Source organism: Litchfieldella anticariensis FP35 = DSM 16096, assembly GCF_000409775.1.
GTDB lineage: Bacteria > Pseudomonadota > Gammaproteobacteria > Pseudomonadales > Halomonadaceae > Litchfieldella > Litchfieldella anticariensis.
The window spans coordinates 558,224-576,897 of record NZ_KE332392.1 but is presented as its reverse complement, the minus strand read 5'-3'; the positions used below and the strand labels follow the sequence as shown (position 1 = coordinate 576,897).

The window sequence follows — 18,674 nt, the reverse complement described above, 5'->3', positions numbered from 1 at the left end:
AGCCCATATCAAGGATCGATGATGAGTGAACTGCGTCTCACCCCTGCGCTCGGCTACTTGATCGCTTTGGTTGCCGGCGGCTTGACTACCCTAACCGCTTCTCCTTTCTCGCTATGGTGGCTGGGGCCAGTGGCCGTCGGCCTGATGTATCTGGGCATTCATGCCCTAACACCCGGCCAAGCCGCCTTCAAGGGCTGGTGGTATGGTGTCGGCCTGTTCGGTTCCGGCACTTCCTGGATTTATGTATCGATTCACGACTACGGCTATACCGGCGTTCCCCTGGCGGTGTTCCTCACCGTGCTGTTCGTGGTCACCTTGGCACTATTCCCTGCCGTGGTCCTATGGCTCTACAGACGCCTAAGCGGCCCTCATCTGGCAGCTCTGACCTTCGCCGGCACCTGGGTACTGGGTGAAGTCCTGCGAACCTATGCCTTCACCGGCTTCCCATGGCTGCTACTAGGGAGCGGCCAAGTGGATTCACCGTTAGCGCCCTGGGCTCCAGTCGGTGGTGTCTATGCATTGAGCTTGATCACAGCCCTCACTGGTACCCTAGGCGTGGAATTCCTGCGCCGGCGCTGGTCTGCCGGTGTAGCGATCGCTGCTCTATGGCTCGTGCCACTCGCACTGCCCACGCAATGGACGACTTCTCGCGAGCCTCCTATCCGGGTAGCACTGCTGCAAGGCAACCTGCCCCAGCTCATCAAATGGACCTCGGAAGGGCAACGCACTGCCGCCAATACCTATACCCAGTTGACCCGCTCTCAAGGCGATGAGATCGACCTGATCGTGTGGCCTGAAACCGCCCTGCCAATGTTGGAACAAGATGCCTTGCCGGTACTCGAACGGGTCCAGGCCACCATGGCACCAGAAACCGCCCTGCTGACGGGTATCGTCCAGCGGGATCAGGAAGGTCGTTTCTTCAACAGTGTGATTGGTGTCGGAGAGGTCGAAGGTGAATATCGCAAGGAGCACTTGGTTCCATTCGGTGAATACCTGCCCTTGGAGAGCTTGCTACGAGGAGTGATTGCCTTCTTCGATCTGCCCATGTCGAGCTTCTCCTCCGGCAAAGAAGTCCAGACACCGATTCGTGCCGCCGGCCTCACCATCGGCAGTGCCGTTTGCTACGAGATCATCTATCCTGACTTGGTGGCCAATCGCGCTCGAGAAGCTGACATTCTGTTGACGGTGTCCAACGATACTTGGTTTGGCGAATCCATCGGCCCGCTACAGCATCTACAGATGGCTCGCTTGCGTGCACTGGAGAATGGCCGCTACGTGATGCGTGCCACCAGCAACGGCGTCACTGCGGTCATCGACCCACAAGGACGGATCATCGCACGCGCTCCCCAATTCGAGACCACCAGCATTCAGGCCGAAGTCACCGCCATGGATGGGTTGACCCCCTTCACTCGCACTGGTAGTTGGCCAGCTTGGCTGCTCTCTACCCTGCTGGTGTTGCCGGGGATAAGAAGGAAGAAGGAAGGAAAAAGAGAAGGAAGGAATAAGAAGGAAGAGTAAAGACACAGCATATCTATTCAGTTATTGGCCAAGGTTTCATGGAAAGAGCCCGCTACATTACATAGCGGGCTCTGTCGGTTCTTCTTCCGTCTTCCTACTTCTTTCTTCTCTCGTGCTACTTCCCACTTACTTCCCGCTCGCCTTCTGTCTCGGCGCGAGCCGAATCTTCCGACTTAGGAGGCACTTCACCAAGCACTTCGGGAATGGTCTGACGGACATAGCGACCCGGCGCTGCCTCCAACAGAGGGAGTTCACCGTCACCCGGCTCTCGGGCCGGTACCAGCTTCTCAGGGTCGACATAACCATTGTCGGTCATCCAGGCTTGCCAGTGTGGCCACCACGAGCCTTCGTTGAAGGTAGCGCCCTCGAACCACTCATCGGGGCCGGGTGGCAGCGAATCATTGGTCCAGTAGCCGTACTTGTTCTTGTGCGGAGGATTGACGATACCGGCGATATGTCCGGAACCGCCCAGCACGAAGGTCACAGGCCCCTTGGGAAGTTGAGTACCACCATAGGTACTGTTCCACTTGGCAATATGGTCGTCACGTGTGGAGACGAAGTAGCTCGGTGTGGAGACCTTGCGCAGGTCGATCTTGACGCCATCGAGCTCGATACCGCCTGGCTCGATTAGGCGATTCTCAAGATACATATGGCGCAGATACCAGCCGTGAGTGCCGGCCGGCAGGTTGGTACCGTCGGTGTTCCAGTACAACAGGTCGAAGGGCGCCGGCGCCTCGCCTTTGAGGTAATTGCTGATATAGAACGACCAGAACAGATCATTCTCGCGCAGCAGGTTGAAAGTGAAGGCCATGACCCGGCCATCGAGATAGCCATCAGCCTCCAATTGACGCTCAAGCCCTTGTAGCACCGGCTCCGACAGGAAAACACCGAGCTCGCCAGGATCACTGAAATCCTGCAGCGTAGCCATGTAAGTCACTGAACGGACTTTACGCCCGCGCCGGGTGCTGGTCAGGTAAGCCACCGTAGTCGCTGCCAAGGTCCCTCCAATGCAGTAACTGAGGAGGTTCACCGACTTTTCGCCACAAGCCTGCTCAATGGCCCCCATGGCATCGATAGGACCAAGCTGCATATAGTCGGCCCATGTCAGATCGCGCTGCTCGGGGCCAGGATTGCGCCAGGAAATCAGGAATACGCTATGCCCTTGGTCGACCAGCCACTTGACCAAGGAGTTGTCCTCACGCAAGTCGAGAATGTAGTACTTGTTGATCCACGGCGGCACGATCAGCAACGGTGTCTTAAACACCTTCTCGGTGCTGGGTCGATACTGGATCAGCTGGATCAATTCGTTCTCATAGACCACGCTGCCCGGCGTCACGGCAACATTCTCGCCGACACGAAAGGCTTCACGATCGGTCATCGTGACATTGAGACCATCCGCCGAATTGGCCAAGTCTTCACGTAGTCGCGCCAAGCCATCAAGCAGGTTTTGCCCTTTCGTTTCCAGGGTCAGGCGCATGACTTCCGGATTGGTGGTAACGAAGTTGGATGGCGCCATAGCGCTTACGCACTGGCGGGCATAGAACTCCAGATTGCGCTGCTGATCCGGTGAGAGCCCTTCCAGGTTGGCAAGCAAATCCTCCACTAGACGCACGAACAGTAGATACTGCTGCAGAATGGCATGATAGAAGGGGTCATTGTGCCAGGCCTCATCCTTGAATCGACGATCATGGCGCGCGGGCTCGACCAACGGCTGCACCTCCTCTCCGGCCAAAGCTCGCAAGCCATGCTGCCATAGCAAGGCTTGGTCCTCGACCAGCCGCGTCTGAGCCTCGAACAGTGCTTGCGGATTACGCATCAAGGCTTCCAGCCCCGCCTGGAATGTGTCGCGCATGTCAGCGTAAATCGTCTTGCCCGCTTCGCTGGGCAACATGCGAGCCAGCATCTCTTGCATCAAGACCTGATATTCCTTGCCGATTGCATCGAGCTGTTGTGCCCACTCTTCTGAATCGGCTTGTGAAGGCTGCTGAAAACCTGGCTGCATTGGCCCCTCCTCTGTGGTCCTTACGTATAATGCCCAGCTCCTGGTTGACCATTGACGTCAATGGCCACTACGACAAGAGCCAGTACACCGACTCTTGCTGTCCTCACGAATTCTTGCGTGTTGACTGACTCGACGTCTTGGTCGGTGTCGCTTTGGCAGGCTCAGGCTTGGTCTCCTCCGCCTTGGCGGGTTCAGGCTTGACTGTCGCCTTGGCGGGCTCGGATTTGGTTGTCGCCGTCTTGGTGGATTCAGCCTTGGTTGCCGTTGCTCTGGCCGATGCTGCCGTAGCGGGTTCAGGCTTGGCCGCCTTGGCGGCGGCAGTAGTCTGCTCGGCGGTCTGCTGCCCGGTTTCGACAAAGAGCTTATCCATTTCACTCTTGAATTGCATGCTCAGCTCAGTCATGGCACGGGCATCCTCGAGCATCTGCTTGGACAACTCGTTCATGATGGCGGCCTGGCGAGTGCCAAAGTCACGCAAATCCTCAGCATCCTTGATCTCACTGGCATCGCGTACACGCTCTGTGCCCAGCTGACTGTAACGCTTCATGGACTCCAGTTGGTACTGGGTCATCTTTTCCATGTTGTCCAGCATCAACCCATTGAGCTTGCGCATCGGCTCGAAGAAGTTACGGGTCTGTTCAGTGAAGGCGTCAAACATCTTGTCTTGCATGGTAGGTCCCTCCTGGCGGATCGATGTCATGACAGCATGAATACCACTTTGCTGCAATGCACAAAGCGTAGTCTGCCCTCGCCCGCGTTGCAATACGATGACAACGTAAAAGTTTGATCATGATCATCGTCTTGCAAACCATTCTCCGATATTCGAACGTTCTCTATTCCGACTTGCGATTGGCACGCGAGCTGGCAGCAGCCGAACCACTGCCTCGTTTCGAGGAACTCGAACCGCCTCTGCCTTGCGATTCTTGCGATGTCTCCTTTTCGGACGATGAAGACGCACTGGCGGCTTGCCGCAACATGTCGAGCATCATCTGCTGGTAGTTACCGAAACTGGCCAACCCTTTGGCCATACCATCCTTGAAGAAAGGTTGCTGCATGAACGGCTGCTGTTGGAGGAAGGGCTGCAACAGACTCATGGGGTCGTAACCTTCGACCCCGGCTTCCATCTGCTGCTGAACACGCGACATCAATTCCTTCTGAAAAGCGTCAACATCAGGCAGGCCCAAGGCCTGACGAAACTCGGCTGGAGTAAGATCGAATTCGACATTTATTTTCATGAGGCGGTGACTCGACTGGAGGAAACTTGTCCCTAGTGTAGCATCCGCATCTACTTTCGAGAGCCTATCCTATCAGCTCAGCGTAAGCGTGGAGTCGATACTTGGACATCCGCATTCTGGGCACGATGTCGCAACAGGTGATCCATCAAGGTCAACGCCATCATCGCCTCGGCAATCGGTGTGGCACGAATTCCGACACAAGGATCGTGACGCCCTTTGGTAACCACCTCTACCGCATTGCCATGCACATCGATGGAACGCCCCGGAATGGTGATGCTGGAAGTGGGTTTGAGCGCTAGGTGAGCGATCAGGGGCTGGCCGGAGGAGATCCCCCCCAACACCCCTCCGGCATGATTGGAAGTGAACCCCTCGGGAGTCAACTCGTCACGATGCTCACTGCCGCGTTGAGTTACCGCAGCGAAACCATCACCAATCTCCACACCCTTGACCGCGTTGATGCTCATCAATCCATGCGCGAGTTCGGCATCCAGACGATCGAAGATCGGCTCACCCAACCCTACCGGCACACCCTCCGCTACCACGGTAATTCGTGCGCCAACCGAGTCCTGGTCGCGACGCAACTGATCCATGAAAGCCTCGAGCTCCGGCACCTTTTGCGGATCGGGACAGAAGAAGGCGTTATCGTCGACCGCCTCCCAACTCTTGAAATCGATATCGATAGGGCCGAGTTGGCTCATATAGCCACGCACCTGAATACCCTGAGTGGCCAGGTACTTCTTGGCGATCGCCCCAGCGGCCACACGCATGGCGGTCTCACGAGCGCTGGAGCGCCCCCCGCCACGATAGTCGCGCACACCATACTTGTGGTGGTAAGTGTAGTCAGCGTGAGAGGGACGGAAGCGATCCTTGATCTGAGAGTAGTCCTTGGAACGCTGGTCGGTATTCTCGATCAGCAACCCGATGGGAGTGCCGGTGGTCACCCCCTCGAATACTCCGGAGAGAATCCTCACCTGGTCCGGTTCGCGGCGCTGGGTAGTATGTCGTGAGGTGCCGGGACGACGGCGATCGAGATCCTGCTGCAAGTCGACTTCGGAGAGTTCCAGGCCAGGAGGACAGCCATCGACGATCGCTCCCAAGGCAGGACCATGACTTTCACCGAAGGTGGTGACGGTAAACAGCTTTCCGAAGGTATTGCCGGACATGGGGCGTTCCTCAAAGCTCTCAAGACAGGGAATCAGGCGAAGGACGCCGCGTGAGCGTCGAGTTCTTGTGCGGTCAGCGCGAAGACCCCATGGCCACCGCGCTCGAATTCCAGCCATAGGAACGGCACATCAGGGAAAGTGGCCTCCAGGTGGCGATCCGAATTGCCGACCTCGACGATCAGCACGCCGCTGTCGCGAAGGTGTGCGCGAGCCTCACGCAGGATGCGGCGTACGATATCCAGTCCATCGTTCCCGGCACCCAGTGCCATCGCCGGCTCATGAAGAAACTCGGCCGGCATGGTCGCCAGATCACGAGCATCCACATACGGAGGATTGGAAACGATCAGGTCGTAGCGCTGACCGACCACACCACTGAAGACATCGGATGCGACGGCACGCACGCGGGCTCCTACATCGTGGCGAGTAATATTAGCCTTGGCCACGTTCAGCGCTTCCAGACTGATATCTGCCAGATCGACTTCGGCGGTGAGGAGATGCAGCGCCGTGGCAATTCCGATACAGCCCGATCCACAGCACAAGTCGAGAACTCTGGCTGGTGGTTCCTCGGAAAACCAGGCGGCGAAACCGTGCTCGATCAGTTCGGCTATCGGGGAGCGCGGGATCAAGACACGGTCATCGACGTTGAAGGGATAGCCGGCGAAAAAAGCTTCGCCAAGGAGATAGGGCAAGGGGCGCCGCGTCTCGATACGCGCGCGCACCAGTGCCACGATCCGCGAGCGCTCCATGGGCAACAAACGTGCCTCGAGCACTGCAGGATCGACATTCCAAGGCAGATGGAGAGCACCTAGCACCAACGCCACCGCTTCGTCCCAAGGAGAGTCGGTGCCATGGCCATAATGCAGTCCATGAGCGTGAAACTCGCTGGTCGCCCAGCGCAGACAATCACGCAAGGTAAACAAGCTCTCGCTGATCTCGGCGTCGGTTAGCGTCAGAGTCGAAGCGACATCGGGTCGGGAAGCGGTCACGCGGAATCCTGTGAACGATGGTGACGAAACTGGCATTGTAACCTTCCGAGCCTCGGCTTCACAGTCACAACCACGCCAATGGTTTCCCGCATCGAGGAGACGTTATACTGACCATCATCTGGAACATTCGTGTCCCCGGCATTCCTACCGACAGAAGAGAACATTCATGAGCCGACGCCGAGGCCAACCAAACGAAGAAGACATCGGCGCATTCCGTCAGGCCCTGGAAGGCGCCGGCGTGAAGCGTCTGAAGGCCAATCGTGCCGATCCCGGCAAGCCTCGCGATAATCGACACACCGCCTTCGTCGAACGCCGTGCTGCCGCCACAGCCGCATCTCCTAGCCAGCCCAACAGCCGTACATCGGATGGTCGCGTCGAGGTCGTACGCCCTTCCGAATTCCTCGATTTCGCCGTCCCCGATCTACCCTATCGCACCCATGTACAGCTCAAACGCGGCCACATTCCTTGGGAGGCGGGGCTCGACTTGCATGGCTATACCCTCGACGAGGCTCGAATCGAATTGGAAAGTTTCCTGCGCGATGCTGCAGCCGAAAGGACGCGCTGCGTGCTGGTCGTCCATGGCAAATCACGCAGCAACACTGCAAGTGGCGTGAGCGACTATCCTGTGATCAAAAGCCACGTCAATGCCTGGCTTCGCGAATGGCCCAGCGTGCTGGCCTTTTGCTCAACCCGTGAAGCGGATGGTGGCACCGGGGCACTCTACATACTGTTGCGCCGACGTGGTGAGGCCCTGTGACCCCCTTCCCTTCAGGCTTCCTCTCCTTTCAAATCGTGCCCCTCGGGTGAAACACCTTTTTCCACGGCTGAGGGCTTGGGCTTGATGGTCACGGCCCCCATCCTCGGGTTAGCAGCACCAGGGCGACCTTCATAGTGATCCAGAGCTTCGTTCGCCAAATGCCGCCCTAGTTTGATCAGTCCCTCGGCACGATGGAACTCGTAAGCACCACAGACCGTCTTGGGGATTTCGATCAGTACATCCGGGGGATATCCGGCCACCTTATACCTGGCAAGTGTCGCCTGAGTGATGTCGAATGAGGCCAGCATCATGTCGAGCCGTCCCCAGGCACGCTGCTTAACGCTTTGTTCACTGTGATCATCCAGTGCTTCCTCGTCCCCTGAGCCCCAAAACATGCGCTGTACCTGATCCCGAACCCCACCGATCCAGGCGCCAAAGCCATTGCCTTGGGCTTCCAGCTCTTTCTCTCGCGCCTCTTCCGCAGCAGCCTCCAACGGCGGTAACAAATCTTCCAGACGAATGGGATAAGGACTTTGGGCTGTCGCATTGACTGCCAGAATCAAATCGGCATGTGCCGAAACGGTCGGAATGATCGGCAGTGGATTCATCAAGCCCCCATCCACCAATATCTGTTCACCAATATGCACTGGCGTAATGATGCCGGGTACCGCGATCGATGCCCGAATGGCACGCAACAGCGATCCACTCTGAAACCAAACCTCACGCTGGCGTACCAGGTCGGTAGCCACAGTGGTCAGGGGGATCGAGAGATTTTCCATGAGCGTGTCACCAATCAACCCCTCGAGCTTGTTCATTACCTTGTTGGCGCGCATGGCACCCATCGGGCTCCAGGTCACATCGACCAAGCTGAGCACATCGAAATAATCGAGTTGACACACCCAGTTACGGTACCCTTCCAATTGTCCTGTGGCATAAACCCCTCCAACGAGAGCGCCCATCGAACAACCTGAAATTGCTACTATCTCGTAGCCGCGCTCCAGAAGTTCGTCGATTACACCGATATGCGCATAACCGCGCGCCCCACCACTGCCCAGCACCAGCGCCACGCGTTTACTACCACCCTGCTTGGCTGTCATGTCATCACCTCATCCATCGCGCCAACACGCTATCGCCTCAGCCACCCCTCCAACCGCCGTCGCCTCCAAGTGCAGATGATGCCCTCCCGGCAATACATTCCGTTGCAATCCAGATAGCGCCTCCCGCGCTGCGACTGCCATGGGGCGCTCCCCAAGAATGCCGTTCTCTCCTTCGACCAGTAGTGTGGGCACCTTGATAGCCTGCAGGATTTCCAGTGCCTGCTCAGGGCAGAAGCGAACCATCGAAGGACGCAGCAGACGCGGGTCGGTGCGCAACTGGATATGCCCATCCTCCAGAACCTTGCTGTTACGCTGCACTAACGGCGTTGCCGTATCGGTATCCAATGGTGTCACTCCACCCGCCACTCGGGCAGCAATGGCGGCCTCTATATCAGGATAGCGCGGTGCCGGCGAAACAAGGCGACGATGACCAAGCAGCCCTTTGCGCAATTGTTCGGCGGTACCCGTAGCCGGGGTTGTCAAGGTCCCCAAACCATCGATCAGTACCAACCTATCGACACGCTCGGGAAGTGCTGCCGCCACCAGACAGGCCACTCCAGCGCCCATGGAATGAGCCAAGAGGGTAGCTCGTTCCAGCTTCAAACTTTCCAAGGCATCGAGCACATCATGTATGTAATCCCAGATGGCGTAATCGGCTCCAGGGGGATGCCGTCGCGACAAGCCATGGCCGGAGAAATCGACCGCCACGACTCGAATCCCTAGACGCTCAACCAGCAAGGGAGCCAAGCGGGTGAAGCTGGCTGCATTGTCTAGCCATCCATGTAACGCCAACCATGTGGGTGCCGTTTCCATACCCCAAGCCAGCGCCGCCAAGCGATCTTTCGATAATGCCAGGGAATGAGGATTGCTCATGATGGGACTTCCAGTAGCGAATCCAAAGTGGACAGCAGAGCCCGACGCGTGCTGTCGGGATACTCCATGGGAAACATATGCCCTCCGGGCACTACGTCGACACGTATCCCATGGCGCATGAGTCGACGGCGGCGACGAGGAGTGATCAAGTCGGACTCGGACCCTGCCAATAGTGCCAACGGCACCTTGAGACGGCCCGGCAAGCCATGCAAATGATCGGGTAAATGACGAAAGATCTCCGTTTCCACCACGGGATCGAAGACCAATTCGGCACGCCCGTCCTCCAATATTCGCGTACTGCCCTCGATGTAATCGTGCAGTGCCTCATCAGTGAAGCGTCGAAACAGAGCCCGGCGACGTAAGTAATGGCCCATGGCATCGCGGTCGGGCCATATCGCTCGGCGCCCCTTGCTCTTGCCCGCCGGTGTCACACGGTCTGCAAGCCCCAAGCCCTTGGCCGCCTTCATGGCCCAGGCATCCAACCCCAGCATCAGAGGAGGGTCCAGCAGCAGCACACAACGAAAGTACTGGGGGGCGACGTCGGCGGCCATCACCATCAATACCCCACCCATCGAATGGCCAACACCGATGACAGGGCGCCGACACCCTTCCAATTGAGCCAACAGCTCGTCACGCAGCCGCAACCAGTTGGGGCCTACCGGATAGCTGGGATGATGTCCCAGACGATCGAGTGGCACCACGTCGAAGCGGCTCTCCAACGGTGACAGAAAGCTGCGATAACTGGCACCAGTGAAACCATTGGCATGGGCAAAGACCAAGCGATCACGAATCGGGGTAATGGACATGGCGAATTCATCTCTGGGCAGGCGATAGCCATAGCAGACTAACGAGTTTACCATCTAACCCTAATCGTTTTCGCCCTCTATTGAAACGCTTGTTTTACTCACCCTCTACACGACAGAGAGCCTTTAGTGTCCAAATCTCGTCCGCCACGTGATACACGCTTGCGCAACCGCCTGTTCTTCGCCACCGTCATTGCGGCGGGGGTCGTTGGATTGTGGTTGGCTCGCTAACCGCCTCTTCTTTGTTACCCATACCCTCACTCCCCTTCTATTGATGGTCGTGAGGCCGGCAACAGGGCTGGTCTCGTCATATCCGGGAGTCATCCTGGCGATCACGGTATTTGGCATACATGTTCCGAGCTCGGTTGAGATGCTGGAACATGGTTTCGCGCGCAGCCTCCGCATCGCGGGAAAGAATGGCCTCGAGAATATAAGCATGCTCTTCCTGGACACGTTCGAGATAGCGCTCCGATGCCGCCGGGTTGATGTCGATGCTGAGCAACTTGGCCCGGGGAATGACACTCTGGTTCAACTGTTCATAGAATCGATTGAAAAAGGGATTCTTGGTCGCCTTGGCAATGGCGTGATGGAACTCGTAATCCTCGACCCGTGCCTGAGACTTCTCGGCATGGGCGTTGATGAATGCCTCATGTCGGGCTTGCAGCGCCTTACGGTCATCTTCATCGTGACGAAGGGCCGCTAACTCGGCAGCGGCCGGCTCGAGAGTCAAACGTAACTCGAGGACATGCAGGATATCCTCCACCGTGGTCGGATTGATGCGCTCCGCCGGCCTCGCCTCGATCGTGGTCGAACGCAATACGGTGGTGCCAACCCCTCGCCGGGTTTCGACCAGTCCCAACGACTTGAGATGCGTAATTGCCTCACGAATGACGGTGCGGCTGACACCAAAAGAGTCACACAAGCTGTTTTCAGTAGGCAATTTCTGTCCTACGGGAACCCTTCCCTGCGTGATCAGAGCCTCTAGTTGGTCCGCCACGTGAAGAGAAAGGCTTCCCTGACGAGATATTTTCTTCACCTCAAATGGCGCCAGCTTGACTGTCATTTCCGTATCTTTTGCCATGTTAGTAACGTCCGGCACTCAAAAGTATGATTTTTATTATAATGCATAGCTTGTCAACGAGCCAATATCACCTTCTCCATTTGTAACGGCAGCATTAACCATCGACAAAGGTTATGAAATAAACAACAACCTTTGTATTTTCGCGTCATCATTCGATATATTCATGCGTCAAAAAGCAGCAACATGATCAATTTTCTTGCATTCGACCTATTCGTCGTCGGGATGGCCGGAAGTGGCAAATGGACCGCCTTGATAGACAACCGCCGGATCTTCGGGATCGCCCCCCATCGCTTCCCCTTCAATCTCGGCTCGCCAAGGCTCGGAGCTGTCTTTTGGCACCCAACCAAGAAACGAGGCCTTGCTATTGTCCCACCAACGTTCGGAGTTGTTCGAAACACCGTACACTACGGTATAAGCCAATCTTGGTGTGACAAGCGCACGCTGAACCAAGCTGACGAAATCTTCGGCACTCAACCAGATAGCCATCTTGCGTGTATCCGTGGGTTTGGGATGGCACCATCCAATACGCACACTCAGGGTTTCAACACCGAACTTATAATAATAGAGACACGCAAGATCTTCACCAAAGCACTTTGAAACACCATACAAAGAATCTGGGCGATGTGGCACTTCAGCATCCAACTTTGACGTGCGTTCATAATAGCCGGTCGTATGATTGGAGCTAGCAAAGATAATACGTGGTTTACCAAGGTTCCTAGCCGCCTCGTATAAGTTGTAGGTACCGACGATATTGGCTTGGAGAATACTGTTCCAAGGCTTTTCCACTGAAACACCGCCGAGATGGATGACCGCGTCGCAATCCTTGACCAAGGCGTTGACGGCTTGGGCATCTGTCAAATCACAGACAACTATCTCCTCATGACTGGCCGCAGCGTCAAGATCAATGATATCGGAAAGCCGCACCTTGTTAGCCAGTTGTGACAAGAAAGGCCTGATGATACGCCCCATGCCACCAGCAGCTCCGGTTACCAACAGACGGTTAATCATTAAATTCCTCCTATGTTTCTGACAAGACAACGAGTGGCCGATTAAAAGCCATACAAAGCCGCAGGATTATCGACCAGTATCTTCCGGCGCAACTCCGGGCTTGCCCAGTCGAGCAATACATCCAACTGCTCAGCGTCATCAGGGTACTGTTCTCGCGGCACCCCGACGTGTGGCCAATTACTTCCCCAGATGATGCGTTCCGGAGCGTGCTTGATGACACGCTTGGCGATGGCACCTACATCTTCATAATAGGGCCCTCCGGTCAGACTGGCTTCATAACCCGCACAGACCTTGAACCAAGCGTTGCCCCGATCGAGTAGCCGAAGAATGTCATCGACCCGGAAATCATCCGCTGCCACGGGATCCATGAACTTGCCGATATGGTCGATGATGTATTCACTCTCGATCTTGTGCAGATCGGCAAGATAGTCGTCGAGGTAGCGGCCGTTGAACTGAACCATCAAATGCCAGCCTAGCGGTCGAATCAGTCGCTCGACATCGCGCATCTTGTCTATCGTCACGGCGCCACCTGGCAAGTTCATGATCCGTGCGCCACGCACTCCCTTTTCGTGCCAAGCCTGCAACTCATCTCTCGGCGTGTCTGGTGCCACTGCGGCTACACCACGTGCCGTTTGTGGCGCTATCTCGGCCAAGGCTTCCAGCAACGCTCGATTATCGAACTGATAGGCATTCGGCTGAGTGACCACAACGCGTTCCAAGCCTAGGCGCTTCTGAACCGGTCGGTAGTTTTCTACCGTGGCCAACTCAGGAATCTTTGGCCCATTTGGCTGTGATTCATATCCAGGTAAGTAAAGATGAATATGACAATCGGTAGCACCGGCAGGGGCTTCCAGTCGCGGCGCCGGGCCATCCAGCGGTCTTGTGTTGGGTGGTATCGTTTCCAAGGCTCACGACTCCTTGAGAGCGAATTTGGCAAGCGCATCCCGATTGACGTCAATTCCCAATCCAGGAGCATCGGGAATGGCCACGACGCCCCCAACGTGTTCGATGGGCGTAGTGACGACAGCCTGACGGAATGGGTTCTCGGTACGGTCGAACTCGAGGATGGGTTCGATTGGATCACGGCGTGGTGGGTTGGGGAGTAGAGCCGCCATGAACTGCAAGCTGGCCGCGAGACAGATAGCCGTTCCCCACACGTGTGGCACCAACCGAACGCCATGCATGGCCGCCATGTCGGCTACACGCCGTATTTCAGTGAAACCACCAACACCACAGATATCAGGTTGTACGATATCCACAGCACGTGTCGCCAAAGGCTCGAGCATGGCATAACGCCCATGCCAAGTTTCTCCCCCTGCCACCGGGATAGGCTGACCATCGCGCACGGCACGATAGGTAGAAATCTGCTCCGGCAGCACCGGCTCCTCGAACCAATCGACGTCATATTCAGCCGCGCGCTTACCGACCTCGATCGCCTCGAGATAGTCATATCCATGGTTGGCATCGATCATCAAACGTAGCTCGGGCCCAATCGCCTCACGTACCGCGGCGATGACACGCAGGTCTTCCTCGACATCGAAGCCGATCTTGATCTTGACGGCATGAAACCCTTCATGGCGGTAGTCAGCCACCTCCTTGGCAATATCCTTGACACGATCGACGCCCTCTCGGCGGAACGAGCCGGTCGCATACGCTCGCACGCTGTCGCGGAACCTGCCCCCCAGGAGTGTCGAGACAGGCGCATCGAATCGCTTGCCCTTGATATCCCACAAGGCAATATCGATACCGCTCAAGGCCGTCACGGTCAGGCCGCGTTGGCCCTGGTCACGCAACAGGTTGTAGAGTTCCAGCCAGATCCTTTCCGTCTGCAATGGATCCTGCCCTATCAAGGCAGATGCATAAGCATCGACAACAGCGGCATTCAGCTTGGCCGGCCCAAGACACTCTCCCCAGCCAACAGTGCCATCGTCGCAAACGACCTCGACCAGACAGTGCTGACGTCTCGTAAAACGCATCGAAGCACTTTCGAACGCCGTATCCAGTAGGTGATCGAGGATATGGGTATGTACGGCTGCTATCTTCATTGGATCTTGATCCTTTTATTCCGTGACATACCTGTCACCTGAAGAACCCAGGCAACGTCATCGACACGGCAGGCACGTATGTCACCAACATCAACGCAACGAAGAGCGCCAGGTAGAACGGCCAGATGGTACGAACGGCCTGCTCGATCTTGATCTTGCCGATCACGCAACCAACGAACAGACAGGCACCCACGGGAGGTGTGCACAAGCCCAACCCCAGGTTCATCATCATGATGATGCCGAACTGAATCGGATCCATGCCGAACTGCACGGCCACCGGCAGAAAGATCGGCGTACAGATCAGGATGAGGGCCGCCATGTCCATGATCATGCCAAGCCCAAGCAGCAGGAGATTCAGGAGCAGGAAAATGACGATGGGATTGTCCGATAATGCCATCAGCGTATCGGTTAGCATTTGCGGGACGTTATACAGGGCCAGCAGGTACGAGAATGCCGAGGCACACCCTACCAGGATCATGACCAGCGCGGTCGTTCTCACCGACTGCAGGACAGCCGCCTTGAACGACTCCCACCTGAGCTCCCGGTAAACCAGCGCCGTGACGACGATGGCATAGATGGCACCAAAAGCACCTGACTCGGTAACCGTGAGAATGCCGGAGAGCACTCCACCCACGATGATGACAGCCGTCAACAAGCCAGGCAGGGCCGCTGCAAGGCTAACGATCAAGACATCCCACCCGGGGAAGGTTTCCCCCTGATAGCCACGACGAACCGCAACCAGATAAGCGGCGACCGCCAGAGTCAGACACATCAGGACTCCCGGTACGATACCGGCAATGAACAGCTGGGTTACCGATATCCCGCCACCGGCAGCGACGGCATAGAGGATCATATTATGGCTGGGCGGAATGACAACGCCGGCCACGGATGAGGTCACGGTGACATTGACCGCATAATCGGCATCGTACCCCTTCTCTTTCATGACCGGCACCAGGATGGAGCCGAGTGCCGACGTATCCGCCACGGCGGACCCCGAAATGCCGCCGAACAACATGGATGAACTGACGTTGACGATACCCAGGCCGCCCCTCAGCTTCCCCACGGCTGCCGATGCCAGACGTACCAGGCGAGTGGAAATACCACCGTGAAGCATCAATTCGCCGGCAAAGATGAAAAACGGTATGGCAAGCAAGGAAAAGACGGAAATTCCCGACAGGATTCGCTGAAATGCGACGAACAGTGGCAGGCCTTCGTACAGGAAAGTGACCACTGCGGCCAAACCCACCGAGAATGCTACCGGAGCCCCCACGAGCAGACCGAGAAAGAATAGTCCGAAAAGAATGGCGAGGCCCATGTCAGCTCCCCTCTTGACGGTTCGTGCCAAGAATACGCGACACGATATTGGCAACAGCGAACACCATCATCAGGCCTCCACAAATGACGAGAGGTGCCGCACGCCAACTCTCGGAAAGACCGATCATGGGGATGGCTCTTTCCAGGTTGGAAGCGACCAACTCCCATCCTTGATACGTCATGAAGCCACCAAAAATGACGATAAAGAGATCAGCGATATAGCGAAAGCCTATCTTGATGGGCCTAGGCATCCCCTCACGAACGAAATCGATACTGAGATGCGTATTGCCCCTCACCCCCGCTGCTGCCCCTAGACATGTGATGTAGACCACCATCAGCAAAGACGCCTGCTCAACCCAGGTGGGGGTGTTATTCAGCACGTATCGCCCAAATACCAACCAGCCAAATATGACGATAAGAAAGACAAGCAGTACGCCAGCCAGCACCAGGCACAGGCCGGCCATGCCATCCAGAACACGACCGATCCTTTTCTGCAACAAGGGAAGATTCACAAGCGCCTCTGATGAGTCAAAGTAAGCTCTCACGGCACACTCCTGTCCCCCTCTCGATGACTCATGTCACCGAGAGGGAATTCACGCCAGAGGTCAATTGGTAGCCCTGATATCTTCAACGAGAGTTGCCAGATCAGGATTTTCCTCGATGAACCCTTCGTATACAGGCTGCATCCTTTCCTGGAATGCCGACTTGTCTTCTACTTCGTTGATCTCGACACCAGCATCCAGCACGATCTGTCGACTCTCTCTGGAACCTTCCACCCACAGTTGACGCTGCATCTCCGCCGCCTTGATGGCTTCCTCGCGAACGATCTCCTGATCTTCCGGTGAAAGCGCTTCCCAACTCGCTTTGGCAATGCACAAGCACTCGGGAATGATGAGATGCTGGGTCACGGAGTAGAACCCGGCGACTTCGTAGTGGTTACTTGACTGGAAAGAAGGGTAATTGTTTTCCGCCCCATCGAGAACCCCAGTCTTCAGTGACTGATAGACCTCGCCATAAGCCATGGGAGTGGCATTCCCGCCAAGTGCCTCGACCATGTCGACGTAAAGGTCATTGTTCATGACACGAATCTTGAGGCCCTCAACATCCGCCGGAGAGCTGATGGGGCGATTCGTGTTATAGAAGCTTCGAGCCCCGGAATCAAACCATGACAGGGCAATCAGGTTCTTCTCGGCCAAGGCATCAGCAAAACGCCGGCCGATTTCGCCATCCATGATGTCATGCATATGCTCGACACTGCTGAAGATGAACGGCAAGGAGAGCACGTTGGTTTCTTTTACGATCGGCCCCATGGGGCCCATATTGAAGTTACCGAAATCGAGCGCACCATTGCGAGTTTGTTCGATGGCATCTGGCTGATCGCCAAGCACTGCATTGTTGTATACCTGTGCATGCACTCGCCCTTCCGTTCTTTCGGCCACGTTTTCAGCAAAAGATTCGAGCGCGACAGTATTCGGATAACCGGGCGGATGGATATTCCAGCCTCGCCAGTTCTCGGCTTGCACCGGAAGCGACATGGCAATCATGGCGCTGGAGACTGCGGCAACACTAGTCGCTCGATTCACAAGCATTTTTATTGGCATGACGTGTTTCCTCATTGGCTCGTTCAATTTGGATTTATAGTTAGCCTTGCTCCTTGAGCGTCGGCATCAATAACGGAGGGCGATACGCGATAACGCTTTTTCAGTGCAGAATGACAGATATCGTCATACATCATACAACTTAACCACCCCTCACAAGGAGGACAAGGGAGACGATAGTCTAACTATGATGCCGGAGGATGGTGGCGGGTGGGCACCTCTCTTAGAGAGGCGCTGAGTAAAGCGACGAATGGCGCCGGGCACCTTCAGCACCCAGCGCTATACCACGACTCGCCAGTGACCGAGCCGTGGGCCAGACATACTGACGATCAGCGGCTCAGCTCTCTCTTACCATCCACCAACCGGCTCACGTCCAGCGGATTGCCGTCCTCGAGTGCCTGGGGCAACAGCCCCGCCGGCAGGTTCTGGTAGCACACCGGGCGCAGGAAGCGCTGGATGGCGGCACTGCCCACCGAGGTGGTGCGACTGTCGGAGGTCGCCGGGAAGGGCCCGCCGTGGACCATGGCGTGACACACCTCGACCCCGGTCGGCCAGCCGTTGGCGAGCACTCGCCCGGCCTTGCGCTCGAGTACCGGCAGCAGTGCCTTGGCCGCCTCGAGATCACCGTCGTCGAGCTGTAGGGTGGCGGTGAGCTGGCCTTCGAGGTGAGCGGCGACACGCTGCATATCTGCCAGGTCGGCACATTCGACCACCAGTGCGCTGGCACCGAACACCTCGGCCTGCAACGCCTCCTCAAGAAGGAAGTCGGTGGCCGCGGCGGCGAACAGTGCTGCCTGACACTGGTAGGGGCCGTCACCGGCCGGGCCACGGGCGATTTCGCGGACCTGGGGATGGCCAGCCAGAGCCCCAGTGCCATCCTCGTAGGCACCATGAATGCCCGGCGTGAGCATGGTCTGCGCAGCGCTGGCCTTGACCGCCTCACCGGCGGCGGCGAGGAAGGCATCGAGTGCCTCGCCCTTCACGCCGAGCAGTAGCCCGGGGTTGGTGCAGAACTGGCCGGCGCCCATGGTCAGCGAGGCGACGAAGCCCTCGGCGATCTCCGGGCCACGCGCCTTGAGCGCTTCCGGCAGCAGGAACACCGGGTTGATCGAGCTCATCTCGGCATAGACCGGAATCGGCTGGGGACGGCTTTGCGCCGTCCGCATCAGCGCGGTGCCGCCGCGCCGCGAGCCG

At 56.9% G+C, this 18,674-nt stretch carries 17 protein-coding genes and 1 pseudogene; 2 read left to right on the top strand and 16 right to left on the bottom strand.

Translation table 11 applies throughout. From position 1 onward, the window contains the following. Nucleotides 1-18 precede the first annotated feature (18 nt). Nucleotides 19-1,518, top strand: coding sequence for an apolipoprotein N-acyltransferase (gene lnt / locus L861_RS18240; protein ID WP_051149363.1), 1,500 nt, complete (start codon nucleotides 19-21; stop codon nucleotides 1,516-1,518). Between the two features lie 115 nt (nucleotides 1,519-1,633). Here lnt and phaC read toward each other — a convergent pair whose 3' ends face one another. From phaC to prmB, 5 genes and pseudogenes are all read right to left on the bottom strand, one after another. Continuing rightward, on the bottom strand, nucleotides 1,634-3,520 hold the full coding sequence (gene phaC / locus L861_RS18235) for a class I poly(R)-hydroxyalkanoic acid synthase (protein WP_016418121.1): 1,887 nt from the start codon (nucleotides 3,518-3,520) through the stop codon (nucleotides 1,634-1,636). Between the two features lie 268 nt (nucleotides 3,521-3,788). Then, nucleotides 3,789-4,190: pseudogene (locus L861_RS18230) on the bottom strand (phasin family protein); the annotation flags it as partial. Nucleotides 4,191-4,353: 163 nt separating this feature from the next. Continuing rightward, complete coding sequence (locus L861_RS18225) at nucleotides 4,354-4,755, bottom strand: hypothetical protein (RefSeq protein ID WP_016418119.1); 402 nt, start codon at nucleotides 4,753-4,755, stop codon at nucleotides 4,354-4,356. Nucleotides 4,756-4,832: 77 nt separating this feature from the next. Further along, nucleotides 4,833-5,918: a chorismate synthase gene (gene aroC, locus L861_RS18220; RefSeq protein WP_016418118.1), complete on the bottom strand. Its 1,086-nt coding sequence runs from the start codon at nucleotides 5,916-5,918 to the stop codon at nucleotides 4,833-4,835. 32 nt (nucleotides 5,919-5,950) lie between these two features. After that, nucleotides 5,951-6,904 (bottom strand): 50S ribosomal protein L3 N(5)-glutamine methyltransferase, encoded by a 954-nt coding sequence (prmB, locus tag L861_RS18215; RefSeq protein ID WP_016418117.1) that lies wholly within the window; start codon nucleotides 6,902-6,904, stop codon nucleotides 5,951-5,953. A gap of 166 nt (nucleotides 6,905-7,070) precedes the next feature. On the opposite strand from prmB, the gene L861_RS18210 reads away from it, so the two are divergent. Next, nucleotides 7,071-7,661: a Smr/MutS family protein gene (locus tag L861_RS18210; RefSeq protein ID WP_016418116.1), complete on the top strand. Its 591-nt coding sequence runs from the start codon at nucleotides 7,071-7,073 to the stop codon at nucleotides 7,659-7,661. Nucleotides 7,662-7,672: 11 nt separating this feature from the next. Here L861_RS18210 and L861_RS18205 read toward each other — a convergent pair whose 3' ends face one another. The 11 genes from L861_RS18205 to L861_RS18155 all read right to left on the bottom strand — a co-directional run. Further along, on the bottom strand, nucleotides 7,673-8,758 hold the full coding sequence (locus L861_RS18205) for a patatin-like phospholipase family protein (protein ID WP_016418115.1): 1,086 nt from the start codon (nucleotides 8,756-8,758) through the stop codon (nucleotides 7,673-7,675). Between the two features lie 9 nt (nucleotides 8,759-8,767). After that, entirely contained in the window at nucleotides 8,768-9,631 is an 864-nt protein-coding gene (locus L861_RS18200; RefSeq protein WP_016418114.1) for an alpha/beta fold hydrolase, read from the bottom strand. Continuing rightward, on the bottom strand, nucleotides 9,628-10,437 hold the full coding sequence (locus tag L861_RS18195; RefSeq protein WP_027947920.1) for an alpha/beta fold hydrolase: 810 nt from the start codon (nucleotides 10,435-10,437) through the stop codon (nucleotides 9,628-9,630). The genes L861_RS18200 and L861_RS18195 overlap by 4 nt, the downstream gene beginning before the upstream one ends. Nucleotides 10,438-10,741: 304 nt before the next feature. Then, a complete protein-coding gene (locus L861_RS18190) occupies nucleotides 10,742-11,515 on the bottom strand; it encodes a FadR/GntR family transcriptional regulator (RefSeq protein ID WP_371827885.1) in 774 nt (257 codons plus the stop codon). 207 nt (nucleotides 11,516-11,722) lie between these two features. Further along, on the bottom strand, nucleotides 11,723-12,523 hold the full coding sequence (locus L861_RS18185; RefSeq protein WP_016418111.1) for an NAD-dependent epimerase/dehydratase family protein: 801 nt from the start codon (nucleotides 12,521-12,523) through the stop codon (nucleotides 11,723-11,725). A 41-nt stretch (nucleotides 12,524-12,564) separates the two neighbouring features. Next, entirely contained in the window at nucleotides 12,565-13,428 is an 864-nt protein-coding gene (locus tag L861_RS18180) for an amidohydrolase family protein (RefSeq protein WP_021029227.1), read from the bottom strand. Between the two features lie 3 nt (nucleotides 13,429-13,431). Next, nucleotides 13,432-14,568, bottom strand: coding sequence for a mandelate racemase/muconate lactonizing enzyme family protein (locus tag L861_RS18175; RefSeq protein ID WP_016418109.1), 1,137 nt, complete (start codon nucleotides 14,566-14,568; stop codon nucleotides 13,432-13,434). A 34-nt stretch (nucleotides 14,569-14,602) separates the two neighbouring features. Continuing rightward, nucleotides 14,603-15,883, bottom strand: coding sequence for a TRAP transporter large permease (locus tag L861_RS18170; RefSeq protein WP_016418108.1), 1,281 nt, complete (start codon nucleotides 15,881-15,883; stop codon nucleotides 14,603-14,605). Nucleotide 15,884: 1 nt separating this feature from the next. Continuing rightward, complete coding sequence (locus L861_RS18165) at nucleotides 15,885-16,427, bottom strand: TRAP transporter small permease (RefSeq protein WP_016418107.1); 543 nt, start codon at nucleotides 16,425-16,427, stop codon at nucleotides 15,885-15,887. 60 nt (nucleotides 16,428-16,487) lie between these two features. Then, nucleotides 16,488-17,483: a TRAP transporter substrate-binding protein gene (locus L861_RS18160; RefSeq protein ID WP_051149362.1), complete on the bottom strand. Its 996-nt coding sequence runs from the start codon at nucleotides 17,481-17,483 to the stop codon at nucleotides 16,488-16,490. Nucleotides 17,484-17,809: 326 nt separating this feature from the next. After that, on the bottom strand, nucleotides 17,810-18,674 hold an 865-nt coding region (locus tag L861_RS18155; RefSeq protein ID WP_016418104.1), incomplete at its 5' end, for an aldehyde dehydrogenase family protein.

Bases quoted from the DNA above. Each gene is read 5' to 3' on its own strand.
- L861_RS18160 (WP_051149362.1), bottom strand. From the start codon at position 17,483: ATGCCAATAAAAATGCTTGTGAATCGAGCGACTAGTGTTGCCGCAGTC.
- phaC (WP_016418121.1), bottom strand. From the start codon at position 3,520: ATGCAGCCAGGTTTTCAGCAGCCTTCACAAGCCGATTCAGAAGAGTGG.
- L861_RS18195 (WP_027947920.1), bottom strand. From the start codon at position 10,437: ATGTCCATTACCCCGATTCGTGATCGCTTGGTCTTTGCCCATGCCAAT.
- L861_RS18200 (WP_016418114.1), bottom strand. From the start codon at position 9,631: ATGAGCAATCCTCATTCCCTGGCATTATCGAAAGATCGCTTGGCGGCG.
- aroC (WP_016418118.1), bottom strand. From the start codon at position 5,918: ATGTCCGGCAATACCTTCGGAAAGCTGTTTACCGTCACCACCTTCGGT.
- L861_RS18210 (WP_016418116.1), top strand. From the start codon at position 7,071: ATGAGCCGACGCCGAGGCCAACCAAACGAAGAAGACATCGGCGCATTC.
- L861_RS18225 (WP_016418119.1), bottom strand. From the start codon at position 4,755: ATGAAAATAAATGTCGAATTCGATCTTACTCCAGCCGAGTTTCGTCAG.
- L861_RS18205 (WP_016418115.1), bottom strand. From the start codon at position 8,758: ATGACAGCCAAGCAGGGTGGTAGTAAACGCGTGGCGCTGGTGCTGGGC.
- L861_RS18175 (WP_016418109.1), bottom strand. From the start codon at position 14,568: ATGAAGATAGCAGCCGTACATACCCATATCCTCGATCACCTACTGGAT.
- L861_RS18170 (WP_016418108.1), bottom strand. From the start codon at position 15,883: ATGGGCCTCGCCATTCTTTTCGGACTATTCTTTCTCGGTCTGCTCGTG.
- L861_RS18185 (WP_016418111.1), bottom strand. From the start codon at position 12,523: ATGATTAACCGTCTGTTGGTAACCGGAGCTGCTGGTGGCATGGGGCGT.
- lnt (WP_051149363.1), top strand. From the start codon at position 19: ATGATGAGTGAACTGCGTCTCACCCCTGCGCTCGGCTACTTGATCGCT.
- L861_RS18190 (WP_371827885.1), bottom strand. From the start codon at position 11,515: ATGGCAAAAGATACGGAAATGACAGTCAAGCTGGCGCCATTTGAGGTG.